At 44.5% G+C, this 16958-nt stretch carries 16 protein-coding genes; 11 read left to right on the forward strand and 5 right to left on the reverse strand.

What is annotated here, in order from left to right:
• Positions 1-47 precede the first annotated feature (47 nt).
• On the reverse strand, positions 48-2030 hold the full coding sequence (locus RT084_RS02430; RefSeq protein ID WP_312383368.1) for a propionate--CoA ligase: 1983 nt from the start codon (positions 2028-2030) through the stop codon (positions 48-50).
• 306 nt (positions 2031-2336) lie between these two features.
• On the opposite strand from RT084_RS02430, the gene ppc reads away from it, so the two are divergent.
• Positions 2337-5192: a phosphoenolpyruvate carboxylase gene (gene ppc, locus RT084_RS02435; protein WP_312383366.1), complete on the forward strand. Its 2856-nt coding sequence runs from the start codon at positions 2337-2339 to the stop codon at positions 5190-5192.
• A gap of 107 nt (positions 5193-5299) precedes the next feature.
• Here the strand turns inward: ppc and RT084_RS02440 are convergent, their stop codons facing one another.
• Entirely contained in the window at positions 5300-5725 is a 426-nt protein-coding gene (locus RT084_RS02440; RefSeq protein WP_312383364.1) for a hypothetical protein, read from the reverse strand.
• A gap of 145 nt (positions 5726-5870) precedes the next feature.
• On the opposite strand from RT084_RS02440, the gene RT084_RS02445 reads away from it, so the two are divergent.
• On the forward strand, positions 5871-6362 hold the full coding sequence (locus RT084_RS02445) for a hypothetical protein (protein ID WP_312383363.1): 492 nt from the start codon (positions 5871-5873) through the stop codon (positions 6360-6362).
• Between the two features lie 68 nt (positions 6363-6430).
• Here the strand turns inward: RT084_RS02445 and RT084_RS02450 are convergent, their stop codons facing one another.
• Positions 6431-6823: a hypothetical protein gene (locus tag RT084_RS02450; RefSeq protein ID WP_099833839.1), complete on the reverse strand. Its 393-nt coding sequence runs from the start codon at positions 6821-6823 to the stop codon at positions 6431-6433.
• 269 nt (positions 6824-7092) lie between these two features.
• Here RT084_RS02450 and RT084_RS02455 point away from each other — a divergent pair, with 269 nt between their 5' ends.
• The 8 genes from RT084_RS02455 to gspM all read left to right on the forward strand — a co-directional run bounded on the left by RT084_RS02455 (position 7093) and on the right by gspM (position 14019).
• Positions 7093-7791, forward strand: a complete 699-nt coding sequence (locus tag RT084_RS02455; protein WP_203171768.1) for an alpha/beta hydrolase — start codon at positions 7093-7095, stop codon at positions 7789-7791.
• A 187-nt stretch (positions 7792-7978) separates the two neighbouring features.
• Positions 7979-9103: a cell division protein ZapE gene (gene zapE, locus RT084_RS02460; RefSeq protein ID WP_203171767.1), complete on the forward strand. Its 1125-nt coding sequence runs from the start codon at positions 7979-7981 to the stop codon at positions 9101-9103.
• Positions 9104-9147: 44 nt separating this feature from the next.
• Entirely contained in the window at positions 9148-9801 is a 654-nt protein-coding gene (locus RT084_RS02465) for an FMN-binding negative transcriptional regulator (RefSeq protein WP_312383359.1), read from the forward strand.
• Positions 9802-9803: 2 nt separating this feature from the next.
• A complete protein-coding gene (locus tag RT084_RS02470; RefSeq protein WP_312383357.1) occupies positions 9804-10376 on the forward strand; it encodes a nitroreductase family protein in 573 nt (190 codons plus the stop codon).
• Between the two features lie 88 nt (positions 10377-10464).
• Entirely contained in the window at positions 10465-11673 is a 1209-nt protein-coding gene (locus RT084_RS02475) for an NAD(P)H-dependent glycerol-3-phosphate dehydrogenase (RefSeq protein ID WP_312383355.1), read from the forward strand.
• A gap of 33 nt (positions 11674-11706) precedes the next feature.
• On the forward strand, positions 11707-12159 hold the full coding sequence (gene sixA / locus RT084_RS02480) for a phosphohistidine phosphatase SixA (protein ID WP_203171763.1): 453 nt from the start codon (positions 11707-11709) through the stop codon (positions 12157-12159).
• 36 nt (positions 12160-12195) lie between these two features.
• Positions 12196-13506: a type II secretion system protein GspL gene (gene gspL / locus RT084_RS02485; RefSeq protein ID WP_312383353.1), complete on the forward strand. Its 1311-nt coding sequence runs from the start codon at positions 12196-12198 to the stop codon at positions 13504-13506.
• Positions 13507-13527: 21 nt separating this feature from the next.
• Entirely contained in the window at positions 13528-14019 is a 492-nt protein-coding gene (gspM, locus tag RT084_RS02490) for a type II secretion system protein GspM (RefSeq protein ID WP_312383351.1), read from the forward strand.
• Positions 14020-14103: 84 nt separating this feature from the next.
• On the opposite strand, the gene RT084_RS02495 is transcribed toward gspM, so the two are convergent.
• Together RT084_RS02495 and RT084_RS02500 are read right to left on the reverse strand one after the other, a co-directional pair.
• Positions 14104-14784: a DUF2057 family protein gene (locus RT084_RS02495; RefSeq protein ID WP_312383350.1), complete on the reverse strand. Its 681-nt coding sequence runs from the start codon at positions 14782-14784 to the stop codon at positions 14104-14106.
• Between the two features lie 77 nt (positions 14785-14861).
• Positions 14862-15647, reverse strand: coding sequence for a DnaA ATPase domain-containing protein (locus RT084_RS02500; protein ID WP_224053752.1), 786 nt, complete (start codon positions 15645-15647; stop codon positions 14862-14864).
• A gap of 375 nt (positions 15648-16022) precedes the next feature.
• Here RT084_RS02500 and RT084_RS02505 point away from each other — a divergent pair, with 375 nt between their 5' ends.
• Entirely contained in the window at positions 16023-16946 is a 924-nt protein-coding gene (locus RT084_RS02505; protein ID WP_312383348.1) for a hypothetical protein, read from the forward strand.
• Positions 16947-16958 lie beyond the last annotated feature (12 nt).

The raw sequence follows: 16958 nt of genomic DNA on the forward strand, positions 1-16958 counted from the left end.
ATTTTTAAGCACTAACCATTTATTAACTGACAACTTATTGATTGCCATTAATAATCCGCCATCGCTTGTCTGACCGCCTCAATCGCGGTTGGGTCATCAAGGGTACTCATGTCGCCTGTTTCTTTGCCTTCCGCCAGTGCCTTGATAGAGCGGCGTAAGATTTTGCCTGAACGGGTTTTGGGTAAAGCTTTGGGAAAATAAATAGCCGCAGGTTTAGCAAGGGCGCCCAACTGTCTTGCGACTTCACCCACGATTTGCTGCTCAATGCGGAAACGGTTTTCGGTTTCTGCTACTAAGTCATGATTTTTTAGAATACAAAAGGCAATGGGTAGTTCACCTTTAAGCTCGTCATGGATGCCAACAACCGCTGATTCGGCGACTTCGGGGTGATGACCGATGGTCTCCTCGATTTCCTTGGTACCCAAACGGTGACCTGCCACATTGATGACATCATCGGTTCGCCCTAAAATATAGTAGTAGCCGTATTCATCCATTACCGCATAGTCTGATGTTGCGTATTGTTTGCCATCAAATAATGAAAAATAGCCATTGATAAAACGCTCGTCATTTCGCCAAACAGTGGCCAAACACCCGGGTGGTAAAGGTGCGGTTAACACCAGCATGCCTTTTTCATTGGCTTGGCAGGGTTCGCCTGTGGTTTCATTGATGACTTTGGCGTCAAATCCAAACATCGGATAGCCGGGTGTGCCTTGTTTGTGTGGTTTGTGGTCGGGATTGCCTGCAAATTTTGGGGCATGGCTTAGGATGGGCCAGCCCGACTCAGTTTGCCAATAGTGGTCAATGATTGGCACGCCCATGTGACCTGTTAGCCACTGGGCAGTTGGCTCATCGAGTGGCTCACCTGCCAAGAAGAATGATTTTAGGCTTGAGATATCGTGACGGCTCATCCACATTTCGTCTTGTTTACGTAGCATCCGCACGCCTGTCGGTGCGGTTAACAAAATATTGACTTTATTGGCTTCGACAATTCGCCACCAAATCCCCGGGTTTGGCGTGGTTGGCAAGCCTTCATATATGATACTGGTCATGCCTGTCAGTAACGGGGCATAGATGCTAAACGAGTGACCCACTGCCCAACCGATATCCGAAATCGCCCAAAACGTCTCTCCAGCCTTACCGTTATAGACAAAATCCATCGCAGTGGCAAGGGCTACCGCATGACCGCCTGTATCACGCTGTACGCCTTTGGGTGTGCCTGTCGTGCCCGAGGTATATAATAGATACGATGGCGCATTGGACTCTAGCCAAACACAATCGACTTTGGCATTGTTGTCGGCACTTATCGCCCGCTCGGTGGCATAGTCGATGTCTTGTGGCTCAGCTGTATATGGCATAATGCCACGGTCAATCACCAGCACACGGGTTTTGACTTTGGCTTCTTCGACCGCTTTATTGACCAAGTTTTTATAATTAATGAGCTTGCCGCCGCGCAGCCCTGCATCGACTGTAATCACCATTTTGGCTTCGGCATCATCCATGCGTACAGCGAGATTATGCGAGGCAAATCCGCCAAATACCACCGAGTGAATCGCCCCGATACGCACACAAGCGAGCATGGCATACGCCGCTTCCAAAATCATCGGCATATAGATGACAACACGGTCGCCTTTATCGATGCCATGACGTTTTAGCACATCGGCAAAATAGTTTACTTCTTTGTATAAATCGTTGTAAGTTAAACGGCGTTTGGCATAGTCGGTATACAGTTCAACAGGGTTGCCCAGTGCCTTAAAAGCTTTCTGAATATTGGGGTAATTATCAATCATTTCAGCATTGATTTCGGTAGAGACCCATACAAAAGCATCTTGCTCTGCCCGGTTTTCAAGATGGCGATCGACCATGTTGTAACACAAATTGGTTTCCCCACCGACAAACCATTTGGCAAAGGGCAGCTTACTATCGTCTAGAATTTGGGTAGGTTGTTGATGCCAATAGATTCGTTTGGCTTGCTCGCCCCAGAAGGCTTGTTTATCATTGATGGATTGGTTGTATAAGTCAGAGAAATTCATTGGCTGTCCTTAGCTAGAATCTTAACGGATGGTGAAAGTCGCTTGTAGGTTTGGTTTTTAGAGTTTGGCAAAACATTTCATTGCTTGAATTCATTCCTTGAATCCACTTCATAAATTCAAATGATACGTTTTGTATCGTTTTGAATATAGCAAATAGACTCGCTAACGTCAAGCCTTGCCAAAATAATTTTAACGCTGTTTATATTTCGAATTTTTAACGATGAGTATTTCTTATGGTGATAATAGTTTGTGCTAACATAATTGTCCTGTTACACTTTTTAGACTAAAGCAAATAAGGGAAAAGTCATGAGCCAGACCAACGCCAGCCCAGCTGAAAATGAAAAAAGCCTTTCACCACCTCACGTTTTAGGCCTAGACGCGTTAAACTCGCATCCGTCAAATACGGCACTTGTTGAGCTTATCGACAATGATAAAGACTCTCCTTTGCTAGCGGACACCCAGTTACTTAGCCGCGTACTGATAACAGTCGTTGAGCAGCAAACCTCAGAACCGGTCAAACAAACCATTAATAAACTGTTAAATGGCGAAGACCCCCAGCAGACTATTCAAGCCATTTTGCCAACGCTCAACCATCAACAGCGCAAGAATCTCATTCGGGCTTGTGGCTTATTTGCGCAAGTGTTTAACATCGCCGAAGACATGCACCATGAGCGCCGCCGCCTTGCCCACGAACAAGACGAATCTGCGTCAAAAAGTAGTTTTGCCCATGTGATTGATGAATTAAAAGCCCAAGGGATTGACAGCGATGAGTTGCAAGCACAGCTTGATGATACCTTTATCAGCGCGGTATTGACCGCGCATCCGACCGAGGTGCAGCGTCAAACTATTTTATCACTGCGCCGTCAAATCCGTGCCTTACTTGAGCAATACCACACCGCGATTGGCTACCAACGTCATCGTATTGAGCAGCAACTAGAAGCCACGTTATTGTCGCAGTGGCAAACCAATGAAACCCGCCATTTTAAAATTACTGTCAAAGATGAAATCGACAATGGCATTGCCTATTTTGATTTAAGTTTTTTTGAAGCCCTGCCAAGTTTGTATCGCAAATTAGATTATCAGTTAAAAGAGCGTTTCCCCGATACTGACATGCCAAACTTACTTAATATCGGTGGTTGGATTGGTGGCGACCGTGACGGCAATCCATTCGTGTCAGCCGATACCCTTCGCTATGCGTTCAAACGCCAAGCGGCAACGGTGTTTTACTTTTATCGTGACCAACTGGGCAAGCTATACCAAGAGTTGCCGCTGTCTATCCGCCATGTCAAAGTGAGTGATGCGGTGCTGGCATTGTCCGAGCAATCCAAAGAAGATAATATCTCCAGAGAAGAAGAGCCTTATCGCCGCGCCATCGGGTTTATCTCGTCACGTTTAGTCGCTACCTCGCATACGTTTGATTTGTGTTACGGTTGTCGCTTTGGGCTTAGTGAGCCCTACGCTGATTGTGACGAGTTTTTAGATGATTTGTATGTCGTTTATCAGTCATTGGTCGACAATGGCAGTGAGTTACTGGCTAACGAACGACTCACCGATATCATCCGCGCCGTGGAAGTATTTGGTTTTTATTTGATGCCATTGGACTTGCGCCAGTTTTCAGGGATTCATGCCGAAACGGTCCATGATTTGTTCAAACATGCCGATTTAGAAGATTATCTTTCTTTGTCTGAATCCGCACGTCAACGTGTGCTTCTGCGTGAATTGGCAACTGCGCGCCCTTTATACAACCCCTATATCACTTATGAGCCACAAACCCAGCGTGAGCTAGAGATTTTTCAAGCCGCAGCCGATATCAAAAATCGCTTTGGTGACAAAGCGATTACCCAAAGCATTATCTCCAATGCGGAACAAGTGAGTGATTTGTTGGCATTGGCATTGTTATTGAAAGAATCAGGGCTATTATTGGTCAAAGATGGCGTACCCATGAGCCGTATCAACATCGTACCTTTGTTTGAAACCATTGAAGCGCTGCAAAACAGTACCCGCATCATGAGTGAGTTATTGGATAAACCTTGGTACAAATCGGTGCTAGCCAGTCGTGACAATCTACAAGAGATTATGCTCGGTTATTCAGACAGTAACAAAGATGGTGGTTATGTCACCAGTCAATGGTCGCTATACCAAGCTGAAATTCAGCTGGTCGAAATGGCAGAAAAATATGCCATTCAACTGCGTCTATTCCACGGTCGTGGCGGTAGCGTGGGTCGTGGTGGTGGTCCGTCATTTGAAGCGATTTTGGCACAACCAGAAGGCTCAGTGGATGGTCAAATCCGTATTACCGAGCAAGGGGAAGTTATTACCGCAAAATATGCCGATGCGGGCAACGCGGAACGCAACCTTGAGACGCTGATTGCTGCAACGCTAAAAGCGAGCCTATTGCCAAGCCATAGCGAAAGCCCTGATAGCGACCTAATGAATCAATTATCGCATGAAGCCTTTAATTGCTATCGCGCGCTTATCACTCAGCCGTATTTTATTGACTATTTCTTGCAGACAAGTTTGGTCAAAGAAATTGCCAGTTTAAATATTGGCTCACGTCCTGCTAGCCGCAAGTCTTTGGCACGTATTCAAGATTTGCGCGCGATTCCTTGGGTATTTTCTTGGATGCAAAATCGCTTGATGCTGCCAGCGTGGTATGGCTTTGGCACCGCAGTCGAAAAACTGATTGCAGATAACCCAGAAAACTTAGCAAAACTGCAACACAACGCCCAACACAGCGCCTTTATGCAAGCCATGTTATCAAATATGGCACAGGTGATGGCGAAAACCGATATCGAAATCGCCCAAGCCTATGTTGAGCTTGCCAACAATACCACTGAAGCCAACGCTATTTTTGCACTTATTACTGCAGAATATCATCGCAGCCTTAAAGCCTTGTTGACACTCACCAATAAAGAGACGCTACTGGATGACAACCGTACATTGGCACGCTCACTTGCGCTACGCTTGCCGTATTTGAATGCGTTGAACTGGTTGCAAGTGGCATTACTAAAACAACTTCGCGAAGCGACTGCTGATGAAAGGTCTACCACTGAAACCACCACTGAAGCGACTAGCGACAATGAAGCGTCTTATACCGCAGTGCTTAACTTGGTTCATTTAACTATCAATGGTATTGCCCAAGGCTTAAGAAATACCGGTTAGTAAGCGTTCAACATAGCCTTAACTTACCTTTTTAAAAAAATCGCTGGTTGTGTACTGGCGATTTTTTTATTGACGTTTTTTATTGGCGATTGTTTTATTGATGACAATTAACCCAAATAAAGCTTATCAAAATCCAAATGGTGCACCCATTCTCGTAGTAGCAATACCTTGGCATAAAACGCTAGGTCATTGGGCATAGCTGGCAAATCTCGCAGTGAGCGATAGCCCGCTAGCACTGCAAAAGCTTTTTCTAGCATCTCAGCGCGAATATAGTCGCCATTGTTATCTTGCTCAAACGCGAGTAAGCGTAAATCCTCTGCCCCTATCACCTTTAATAATTCATCTTTGGGCAAGCTGGGTTTTAGCGGTGAAATAGCATCTTCTATGCGCATAATCGCCGTTTCCCATGCCAATTCAGTGGGTGGCAATGCGTGCAATGTCTCTGCAATTACTTTTAGCGTAAGCCCAATGTCCCATAGGTTATCTTGCAACCTTACACTGATGTGGTCAGCATTGACTGTTAACACTAACATAGCACGCCCTTTTGTTATTTTGATTCATTATAATTGGATTATGATTAAATAGCTTGATTGTCATTAAAATGCGCTCGTTTAACCGGTGGATTTGATTTTATAAAAAAAACCCTTATCTAATAACCATATAAATAAGGGGATAGCCATGTCAGAAATTCAATTTAATGCCAATTTAAAAAAAGCCGAAAGCGATGAGCCACTCACTGAGCAGCAATTAGAAGCACTGGCACAAAAACGCGCCTATTTGCAGGAGCAGGCTGAAGACATCATTGCGATTGCACAATTACAAAACAATTCTGCGCTTAACTGTTTACACAAAATCAATGTCTTAGGCGGTACCTCAGAAAAAGCTTACAGAGCGGTAAATACCCGTATCATAACCGACCAAGACCCACATGGCGCTTATCATGCGGTGGCAATGGCACAGTCAACTTCGGATTTGCCCTTTGATGTGCCTACCCTCGTAGATATTGTCATTGAGCAAGGTGAGCCAGCATTACAACTGCGGTTGTTAAAGCTATTTGATAGTCAGCCGATTGCTGCCGAGCCCATTCCAAAAATTCGTGACAGTATCAATCAGTTAGGGGATAAAGCGGTGATTGCACAGCTCAATCAGCATTTGTTAAATCGTCAGTGATACCAAAACAATAAAGGTTAGGAACACTCCTAACCTTTTTTTATTGATAGATGATTTGACTTTGACAATTAGGGGCATCTAAACGTCATGGTATATTCGTAATCATCATCGCGGGCAAGGGTTTTTTTGCTACCAAACACACTGCCAATCATACCTATGGCTTGGTCAGCCGCGCGTCCCATGTTTTCATCCAATACGCCATTATACTGGTAGCTATCGGTCAACACGATGGGCGATTTTCCGCGGCACTGCTCGGTTGCGATATGTAACGCGTTTAATTTGGCGATATTTTTGCTTTTGCCTAACCCAGTGGTTTCTAGGGTGTTGTTCGCGCGCTGTAGCACGGGTAAATTAGTGGGTGTGCTTTGACAAGCAGATAAGCTCACTGCTGCTAATAGCGCGATAGTTGTAATTTTTAATGGGGTGATGTTTAATAAAGACGGTTTGAGAGATGATTTCATGATCTGCAGGCTGTCCCTTTTCAATAGCGGTGTTAAGTTTCTCATCAATTATCAACAATACAGGCAAATTCACCATTTCAATAATAGAATTTGGTTGATGACTTGTATTAGTGTGTGGTAAAAAGTGAGCCATCGCAAGTGGTCTTACAAATCATAAAATCCGCGCAACAATTGGCTAGTTTGTTGATTTTCAAACTAGCTATTTTGGGTGAAATTGGTTAGCATGATGGGTGGTTTTTTTAAAGTTTTTTGCTTAGATTAGGATGATTATGCGCTCACCTGCCCATTCACAATTAACCCATTCGCAATTAATAGATGCCCCTTGCGGTAAGCTTGAAGTTGACGCGCTTTGGCAAGCTGACTCAACGGGCGTTGCCAACCCAAACGCCGCGTCGGTTGAGCGTGTTGCCATTCTTTGTCACCCAAACCCATTGCAAGAAGGCACGATGATGAATAAAGTGGTGACCACCATGTATCGTTTTGCCCGCGACCAAAACATGCATGTGGTACGCTTTAATTTTCGCGGCGTGGGTCAGTCAACGGGCGAGTATGGCAATGTGACAGGTGAAATCGAAGACGCGTTAACCGTGCTGCAATGGATTCATAGCCAAACCGAGGCGCGCAAGCTATGGATTGGCGGATTTTCGTTCGGTGGATTTATCGCCGCTAAGCTTGCCCAGCTTGTCAATGAACAAGGCGCATTTTTGGGAGTCGATGATTTTGACCTCACTGATTTGGCCTTGATTGCCCCTTCTATTGAAAAAAACGACACCTCAGATTTGCTATTGCCCACCGCACAAACCTTTATGATTTATGGCGCGAATGATGAAGTGATTGCGCCAAGCTCGCTACAACAATTTGGGGAAAACTTTGGTATTCAAACGCACATCATTGACGATACAGGGCACTTTTTTCATGGTAAATTAGGGGAATTAAAACAGCTGCTTGAAGCGTTAAGTAGCAAATAACGCAGTTTTTATTTTATCCTAGTTCCTGATTTGTGTTTTTGATTCGGATTTTTGGTGTATTTGACATCATGAGCTATTTGGCACCTTAATGCCGTCTATTTAATCGCATCTATTTATTTAATACCCCTACGTCAAAGCACGTTGAAATGGAATTTTGACAACTTTTTAATTTACGCTGAGAGATAACATGCCCAACTCAAATTTACGACCCCTACAACGCTATGAGCTTGCGCTAAAATCTGGTGACTTTAGCGAAGATGCACAGCAGCGCGCTGCGATGACTTATTTGGACAATGTCTATGAACAAATCATGGACAACCGCGCCAAACAACGTGGGCTATTTAGCTTTTTAAGACGTACTGAGCCGCCCAAAGGGCTGTATATGTGGGGCGGCGTGGGTCGTGGTAAGACTTGGATGATGGATATGTTTTTTGAGTCAGTGCCCGCCGACAACAAAATGCGCCAACACTTTCATCACTTTATGAAACGGGTACACGCCGAGCTCAACAAGCTACAAGGTCAACAAGACCCGCTACAAAAAGTCGCCGATATCATCCATAATGAAGCGGATGTGATTTGTTTTGATGAATTTTTTGTCTCCAATGTCTCCGATGCGATGATTTTGGGTGATTTGTTTACCATGCTATTTAAAAAAGGCATCACCTTGGTTGCCACATCAAATATCGCACCAAATGGCTTGTATAAAAATGGTATTCACCGTGACCGTTTTTTACCTGCCATTGCCGAAGTTGAAAAAAACTGTACGGTTATGAACATTGACAGTGGCATCGACTACCGTCTGCGCGTATTGCAGCAAGCCGAACTTTACGTGTCGCCATTGACCAAAGAAAACATCCACTGGCTTGCCAACCGCTTTACCGCGTTAAGCAACAATCAACACATTATCCAAGACCCCATTCATATCAATGGTCGTGATATCGCCATCAAAGGTCGCACCGAAAACACCTTGTACATTGATTTTCGGGCGTTATGTATGCAGCCGCGCTCAGCCAGCGACTTTATTGAAATCGCCAACGAGTTTAGCACGGTGCTGGTGGATGATGTGCCCATACTCAACGATATTATCGCTGACCCGACAAGGCGCTTTATTTACCTCGTCGATGAGTTTTATGATCGCCGCGTCAAGCTTTTGGTACGCGCAGAACAGCCGATTTTACAACTGTATGATGGGCAAAAATTGGCGTTTGAAATTGAGCGCACGCGCTCACGGCTGTTAGAAATGCAATCAGAAGAATATCTCAAAGCGGAGCATCGTTTGGACGAGATAAAAAAAGAAGATATGACCATTTAAATAATCCAAAGCCTTAATTGTTATGCAGGTGAGTGGCTTTAACGATGTATATTCCCAAAGATTTTTCCCAAACCGATTTTGAAGCAGTTAAAGATTTTATTGCTGGGTCGCCATTAGCAAATATAATGGCATTAAACGGCGATTCGATTGAAATCTGCCCTGTTCCGTTACTTTGGCAAGTAGATGAACAAAATCCGCTTGGCTATTTGATGGGTCATGTGGCAAAAGTAAATCCAATTGTAAAAACTGACGCTAAAAACTGGAAAGTTGTTTTCACCAACCAAGGTCATTATATCAGCCCAAATTGGTATCCTACCAAGGCGATGACCCATAAAGAAGTGCCGACGTGGAATTATCAATCGGTAATTTTTTCGGTGACACCGCAGCTAATCACAGACGCAACTCAAATCAAGCAGATTGTCGCGACGATGACGGATTTTTTTGAACATGAGCTTAAACAAACTAACCCCAGTCATGAGCCTTGGTCTTTAAGTGATGCGCCAAGTGATTATATCAATGCCATGTGCCGCGCGATTGTGGGGGTTAAATTGACCGTTCATAATTTTGAAGCCAAATTTAAACTTAGCCAAAATAAAACTTTGGATAATCAGCAAGGGGTGATTGACGGTTTAACACAACTGCAATCAGCTTCAGCGGATAATATGGCAACGCTAATCAATAACCTCTTTAAGGAATAACAATGACAAATTCAGAAATTTTAGACTTTATCAAATCGCGCCGTTCAATCGGCAATCTTGTCGCCCCTGCCCCCAATCGCGAGCAAGTCGAACAAGCGATTGAAGTGGCGCTATCCGCCCCCGATCACAAGGATTTAAACCCGTACCGTTTTATCGTACTTGAAAACCAAGCGCTCAACACCTTAGGCACGGCGTTAAAAAATGCGGCGATAGCACAAGGTGAAACCGACGAGAAAACCCTCACCAAAGCCGAAAATATGCCGCTGCGTGCGCCGATGATTATCGCGTGTGTGACCGATTTTAAACCTCATGATAAAGTCCCCCATTGGGAACAAGTAGCGGCAAGTAGTTGTACGGTGCAAAATCTCCTGCTTGCCTTGTCGGCACAAGGGTTTGCCACCGTATGGCGCACCGGTCCACTTGCCAATGCGCCTGCAATCAAACAACTGTTTAATGTAACCGCTGATAACCAAGTCATTGCTTTTGTCTATGTTGGCACAGCCGTGTCGACCATCCCGCCGCGTTCTAAGATAGACGTCACACCATTTATTGTTTATGATAATGGCACAAACTAACGGCTAAACTAGCCTTTTTTATATTTTGCTCATGTAAAGGGTGCCCTGTTGTCAGTATTTGCAGGACAAGTGGATTCAAGGATTTTCAATGAAAAAACCCCAGTTAGCAACCAATCTAAGTGAAAATTTAGAAAAGCTGAATGTCAATCGTGAAAAAGCCAGCAAGCTGTTTGCCGACGTCATTGAAAAAGCGGTTAAAAAGTCTAAACCTGACACCCCAGCGGTATTAGAGACAGACTTAGGCAATCAGCTCGCCAACGAGCCTGCGCCCCTCAAAATTGCCGTGTTGGGCGGTGGTAGTTTTGGTACGGCAATGGCAAATTTATCGTCCAAAAATGGCTGCGACGTCACGCTTTGGGTACGCGATAAGCGCAGCGTCAAAGCGATGCAAAAAACCCATATCAACAAAAAATATTTGCCGGACCATAAGCTAGATGAGCGCCTGCAATTTACCCATGATTTGCAAGCAGCCGTCAAAGGCAAAGATTTGATTTTTGTGGCAGTGCCGAGCTCAGCGTTTCGCGAAACCTTACAAAAAATTGCGCCTTTTATTAGCGCTCAAGCCATCGTGTCTTTAACCAAAGGTATGGAAAAAGATACCTTTGCGCTAATGAGTGATGTAATCGCGGATGAATTACCCAATGTGGCTTTTGGCGTGATGAGCGGTCCCAATCTCGCCAAAGAAATCATGAATAATATGCCGTCTGCCACCGTGATTGCCAGCCAATCTGCAGCGCTACGGCTTGCCGTGCAGACAGCACTGCACAGTGCGTTTTTTCGCGTGTTTGCCAGTGATGATTTAATTGGCGTGGAGCTTGGCGGTGCGCTCAAAAATATTTATGCCATCGCCATGGGCATGGCGGCTGCCTATGACATCGGAGAAAACACCAAAGCCATGATTTTAACCCGCGCATTGGCTGAGATGAGCCGATTTGGCGTCCAAGCCGGGGCTAATCCGCTGACCTTTTTGGGGTTGTCGGGCGTGGGTGATTTGTATGCAACTTGCTCATCGACCTTAAGCCGTAACTACCAGATTGGTAATATGCTAGGGCGTGGCATGAGCCTTGACCAAGCCATCAAAAAACTGGGGCAAACCGCGGAAGGCATTAATACTATCCAGCAGGTGAATGAAAAAGCCATGAAAGAGGGTATTTATATGCCGATTACTCATGCCTTGCACGATATTATCTATGAAGACAAAGCGCCGCTTGGGGTTGCGTTAAACTTAATGGAAGCAGGATTTAGAAGTGATGTGGAATTTGTCATGCCGCATCAAGTGCAGCCAACGCATAACTGACAAACATAACTTTAAATATTTTTAGGTAAATATATGCAATTAATTTTAGTTCGTCATGGCGATGCAGGCGCGTATACCCTGCCAGACCATGAAAGAAATTTATCAGCACTGGGTCAAGCCCAAGCTTCACAGACTGCAAAGTGGCTTGCCGAAAACTTTGAGCCCGATCATTTTATCGTCAGTCCTTACAACCGCGCCCAGCAAACCCTTGCGCAAATCCAGCAATTTTTTCCCCATGTGCCTGTGACCACGTATGAGGGCATCACCCCTGATAACGATGCAGACATCGCTGTGGATGCGTTAGGCGAATTGGTTGGCGACTGCATGGTGGTGGTTTGTCATATGAATATCATTGCCAAAATCGCCCATATTCTCACTGATGAACCACTAGAGAGTTTTGCGCTGGCTGAAGCGCGTGTGTATGATATGGGTATATTGGCACCGAGTCTTGCCGCTGAGATAAAACGCTTTGTTCCCACCTGTTAGGTGATTTAATTTGTCAATTTTGTGTAGGACACTTCTGTGATTCATATTTGGTTGCCAACTCAGCATGCTGCCTTACGTTTATGGCAACAAACCACCCAGACTTGGCAAACGGCTGACGATTGGCAAACGCTTGCGACCCTTGCCAATCTGCAAACCACCCAATCAGCCAAGCTGCAAGCCTGTCTCTATTTTCCTAGTGTCAGTTTATTAACAATCCAGCCTACCCTCTCAGCAAGCCAGCTCAACACTTTGGGCGACACCGGCAGGCGCTATTTATTTGAAGATATCAGCATTGGGTCGGTAGAAGATTTACAAGTCAAAATCCAGCCAACCTCAACCAACAGCGAATTCCCCGCGTTATTTGGGCTTCATGCTGCCGATATTCATTCATGGATCAATGCTGCCTCGTTGGCGGGTATTGAGCTAGTCGCTTTACTGCCAGATTTTTTATTGCTGCCGACCATAGATACCAGAATAGATACTAGAGTTGATACTAGCATAAATACGAGCACAAACATGAGGAATGCAGAGACGAGGGCTACGCCTACTACAAGCGCGGTCTACTACCAAGATGCAGATACCCAGCTATTAAAACTGCATACTTATCACGGCATGGCAGTTAGTTTTTTACCGCTGGTACTCACCAAATTACCCATGCTAGAAACGCTATATTTAACGGGTTCTCACGATGAAACCGTTGCCCAGCAATTAACTAGTATGCCTAATTTATCCATTGCATCATCTGAGTTGTTGTCTACCCCAATCAAAGACCCGGTCAGACATTTTTTTAACTTTGCGACAATCAAAGGTAAAACGACGCTTGCGCCTTATGCCAAAGTCATCGCCCTAATCACGGTTTGTGCCCTGCTGACAGCCTTTGTGGTCGATGCACTTCGTTGGTATTATTACAACCAAGCGCAAAAACAAGCCGCAACTTTGCTAGCTCAGCAATATGCCCAGTGGTTCCCCAATGAGCCGCTTAGTAGCAAACTTACGCTGCAGCGACAGTTATCTGGCAAATTAACCACCCAGCAATCAGCCACGCCAAGCGTACTTGAGACATTATCGTCAATACAGCCTGTATTGCAGCAGTACCAACTGACCGCCAAGCAGCTTAATTTTCAAAATAATCACTTACAACTGCAGCTTTTATCATCAAGCGCCGATTCATTAAACAAAGCCGTCAATGACATGGTAAACAAAGGGATAAAAGCCAAGCTAGGGTCTGTGGATGCCGCGATACCCGCTGCAATGTCTTCCAATACTGCCAGTGCGGTTTCCAGTGCAGTGGCGCCAACTTCTGCTGGCAGTGCCCTTGCCATGATAGATATTGAATTGGCAGACTAAACCTACGACTGAGATGAATTTATGAAACCGCACGCCTCACTGAGCCAATCCCTGCAAAAACTAACCACGCCTCTGGGTCATGCCTTTCAAAATTTATCACGTCGTGATCAGATTGCGCTGCTGATATTGGCAATGTTCTTGCTTTTTTTCGTGGTGGGTGTCGGTGGTTGGACGCTGCATAGCAAAGCCAACCAAGCACAAAAAAAATACGATGACACCATGGCAGATGTATTTTGGCTACGCAGTCAAGCAGGCAACATCAATCCCAACCAAACCCAACAAGTCAGTCAAGCCGATGCTATCAAACAAATACTTAGCCAATCAGGTATTGTCAATGCGCAAGTGGTCGAGAATGGCAATACTATCCAAGTTGCTTTTAGTCACCCGCAGGCCAGCGTAATCACCAATATATTTAGTCAGTTCCAACAACAAGGTATTCGCATCCAGCAACTACAAATCAACCAGCCAGCCCTCGATAAACTTGAAGTACAGTCTGTCTTATCTATCAACTAATGGTAAAAGTAAACAGTGGTAAAAGACCATAAAAAACGATGCACTTGGCATCGTTGTTTTGGCGCATGGTGGCGCATTGGGTGATTATTTTTGCACCCACTGACGGATTTTATCACGCTCTGCTGGCGTTGCTCTCAACCATAACTGCATAAATTGATCGAGACTATCCGATGAACTGACCGTGGTCACAACAGCTTGATTGCCAGATTGATTGATTGCGGGAATCGCGCCCCCTGATTGTCCTAAGGCATTGATGGTTTGTTGATTGGCTTCAACCGCTTTTGAGCTACCACTAAACACACCGCCTAACGCATTACCCAATCCACTAAAAATGCTTGAACTACTGCTGGATGTGGCTTGCTGACTTGCAATGATTTGCTTACCTTGTAGCACCGCTAGTGTGGGTTGTTTGACATATTCTTTAGCGGCATTATAGTCTTCTGGTTGACCTAGCATATCCAACACATACGTTTGATTGTCGGCAAGCTCTACTGGAACGCTAATATTGCTTGAACGTAACACATCGTGATTGTCACCGCGCAGCTCGTACAACCGATTGTACTTGGCAGTAATTACATGTTTGCCTGGCTCAAGTTTGTAGGTTTTTTGCGGTTTTGAAAGCAAGCCGTTTTTGACTTCTTGACCATTAATGGCGGTCACCACGGTATTATCAGCAACATTCAAGGTGACCTGGGCAAATGTTTGTGTGGTTGCTAACACGCCCGCAGTCAACGCGGCAGCCGTCCATAAGTACTGTTTATTCATAGGATATCCTGTTGTTTTACATCAAACTGTTAATGGATTCTAACCCATTTATCACGCAATTCCTATGACAAACCCGGTCAAAAATCTAAAAAATTCTCATTTTCTGCAATTTCATCAAAGTCCGCCAATTCAAAATTGAGCGTTAAATTATCAATGATATTCATCGCATCTTGTATTTTGGCTTTGCTCACTTTGTTTAATGGGGTGCGTTCCATGTTAGAAAACAATGGCTGCAATTCGTTTAACACTGCCAACATCGCACCGATGCGGTGTGGACCTTCATTGAGCAAATAGTCAATAATACGTGGGTCAAAGTGCCAATGACGACGGCGTAATACTGATTCCAAAATCAGCTGTCTATCAAGCCTATCACTGCCAGTTGGCAACTGAAAAGTTGCGGCTCGCGCAAGCCTTGATAGCAAATCTCGCAGCTCAAAATTTAACGACTTTACTGGCAACCGACTGGCAAAAATAATTTTATTACCGTATTCTTGCGATAAATTAATCAGATGAAAAACTGCTTCTTGCCACTCAGGATGACCTTGAATTTCATCCATATCATCAAGCGCAATCACTGTGGTATTCTCTAGCGATGACAACACCATGGCATCCATGTTGGCGTTTATCAGCTCACGCAGCGATAGATAAATAACAGATTGGTCGATATCACGAAAGGATTCGCAGATAGCGTTGAGTAGATGGGTTTTACCTGTATCGCGCTCGCCGTATAGATATAGCTGCGTCAATAGCCCTACATGCATTTGGCGCACCACATCGATGATGGATACCCAGCCTGGACCACTAAAGTCACTGATACTCGCGGACTGCTTGATATTTAAGTTTAGACTTAATTGTTCCGACATTCATGCACTCGCAATCGGTAAGATATCGCTTTTTGAAAATAAATCATAAACCACTATAAATATAGTAAATATAGGTCGGCAAACATAGTGCTGCCCAGTTCGCCGCTCTATGCTTAAAAGTTTAAAAGCAAAAAATTCAAGCGTCTAACTAAATTTTGACTATTATAACCTAAATTTATGAAATAGCTACTCACGCGCCTTTTGCCCCGTGTCGGGTTATTTCAAATTTACTTACCTTTCTTATTTACTTTTTAAAACACTCAAGGCAAAAACAGTCAATGCCATTATAGCGCTGAATGCGATGATATAACCAAAGATTGTACATGTCTTATCATTTTAGTAGTATATTTGATTATCTTTGTAATGGAGACTCTTATGTCTTTTGTGAACCAATGGCGTGATGTGAATTTTTTTAGACCATTACATATCACTTTGAGTACCTTGAGCGCTATGGGGCTAGGGTTGGGACTTACCGCCTGCCAACCCACCCCCGAGACAACTAACCAAGCCAGCGACACTGCCCCTTCACCGTCTAACGTACCTGAAGTCATCATTGCCCAAACCCCAGCCAGTATCCCACCTGCCACAGTCGGGTTAAAACGCATGGATTTTCCTTTGTACTTGGCAGGTGTGCCAAGCCTACTGCATCCGATTATTCCGTCAGTGCCCATCAATCGCAAATATGACAGCGATGCCAGTGATGCTAAAAAATCACCTGTCAGCTACTTTCAAGAAGTTGCACCCTATGATTTTCAAAGCAGTGTTTACAATATTGTGTTTGAAGAGTTAAAAACCGGGCAAGTACACCGGCTGTTTCCACAAGATAACTTTGTGATAAGAGCGGTGCACACGCCCTTGGTAGATTTAAGCCCAGATGACAAAACAGCGCAGAAAAAAGCTGCCATGACGCAAACTGCACCTACCCAACCGCAAGCTGCGAAAGAAGCAACCAGCCCATTGGCAGTCAAAGTCGGCAATACCTTACTTTTAGGCTATTTTATCTATGAAGTTAAAGAGATCGCTGATGATAATGACAATAAAACCAATCTTGATCAGCAGCTCACCTTGTATTTAAGCGATTTAAATGGCAAAAATTTATTGAAACTCACGCCCAATAATCAATATTTTAAACATTATAAATGGCTGCCTGAGAGCAAGCGTTTTTACTTCTCAACCCAAGCCGATACCAATGGCGATCGGGTGATTGATGAGAATGATAAATACTTCTACTATTTCATCGATTTTGCCAAAAACGCGCAAATAGTCACGGCGTATGATTTTAGTAAGCCAAAAGCATAAAGCTTTGTTAAA

It is taken from the genome of Moraxella sp. CTOTU48717 (assembly GCF_032057165.1).
Lineage (GTDB): Bacteria > Pseudomonadota > Gammaproteobacteria > Pseudomonadales > Moraxellaceae > Faucicola > Faucicola tetraodonis.

Coding starts and splice junctions, on each gene's coding strand:
- RT084_RS02430 (WP_312383368.1), bottom strand. CDS start 2,030: ATGAATTTCTCTGACTTATACAACCAATCCATCAATGATAAACAAGCC.
- ppc (WP_312383366.1), top strand. CDS start 2,337: ATGAGCCAGACCAACGCCAGCCCAGCTGAAAATGAAAAAAGCCTTTCA.
- RT084_RS02440 (WP_312383364.1), bottom strand. CDS start 5,725: ATGTTAGTGTTAACAGTCAATGCTGACCACATCAGTGTAAGGTTGCAA.
- RT084_RS02445 (WP_312383363.1), top strand. CDS start 5,871: ATGTCAGAAATTCAATTTAATGCCAATTTAAAAAAAGCCGAAAGCGAT.
- RT084_RS02450 (WP_099833839.1), bottom strand. CDS start 6,823: ATGAAATCATCTCTCAAACCGTCTTTATTAAACATCACCCCATTAAAA.
- RT084_RS02455 (WP_203171768.1), top strand. CDS start 7,093: ATGCGCTCACCTGCCCATTCACAATTAACCCATTCGCAATTAATAGAT.
- zapE (WP_203171767.1), top strand. CDS start 7,979: ATGCCCAACTCAAATTTACGACCCCTACAACGCTATGAGCTTGCGCTA.
- RT084_RS02465 (WP_312383359.1), top strand. CDS start 9,148: ATGTATATTCCCAAAGATTTTTCCCAAACCGATTTTGAAGCAGTTAAA.
- RT084_RS02470 (WP_312383357.1), top strand. CDS start 9,804: ATGACAAATTCAGAAATTTTAGACTTTATCAAATCGCGCCGTTCAATC.
- RT084_RS02475 (WP_312383355.1), top strand. CDS start 10,465: ATGAAAAAACCCCAGTTAGCAACCAATCTAAGTGAAAATTTAGAAAAG.
- sixA (WP_203171763.1), top strand. CDS start 11,707: ATGCAATTAATTTTAGTTCGTCATGGCGATGCAGGCGCGTATACCCTG.
- gspM (WP_312383351.1), top strand. CDS start 13,528: ATGAAACCGCACGCCTCACTGAGCCAATCCCTGCAAAAACTAACCACG.
- RT084_RS02495 (WP_312383350.1), bottom strand. CDS start 14,784: ATGAATAAACAGTACTTATGGACGGCTGCCGCGTTGACTGCGGGCGTG.
- RT084_RS02500 (WP_224053752.1), bottom strand. CDS start 15,647: ATGTCGGAACAATTAAGTCTAAACTTAAATATCAAGCAGTCCGCGAGT.
- RT084_RS02505 (WP_312383348.1), top strand. CDS start 16,023: ATGTCTTTTGTGAACCAATGGCGTGATGTGAATTTTTTTAGACCATTA.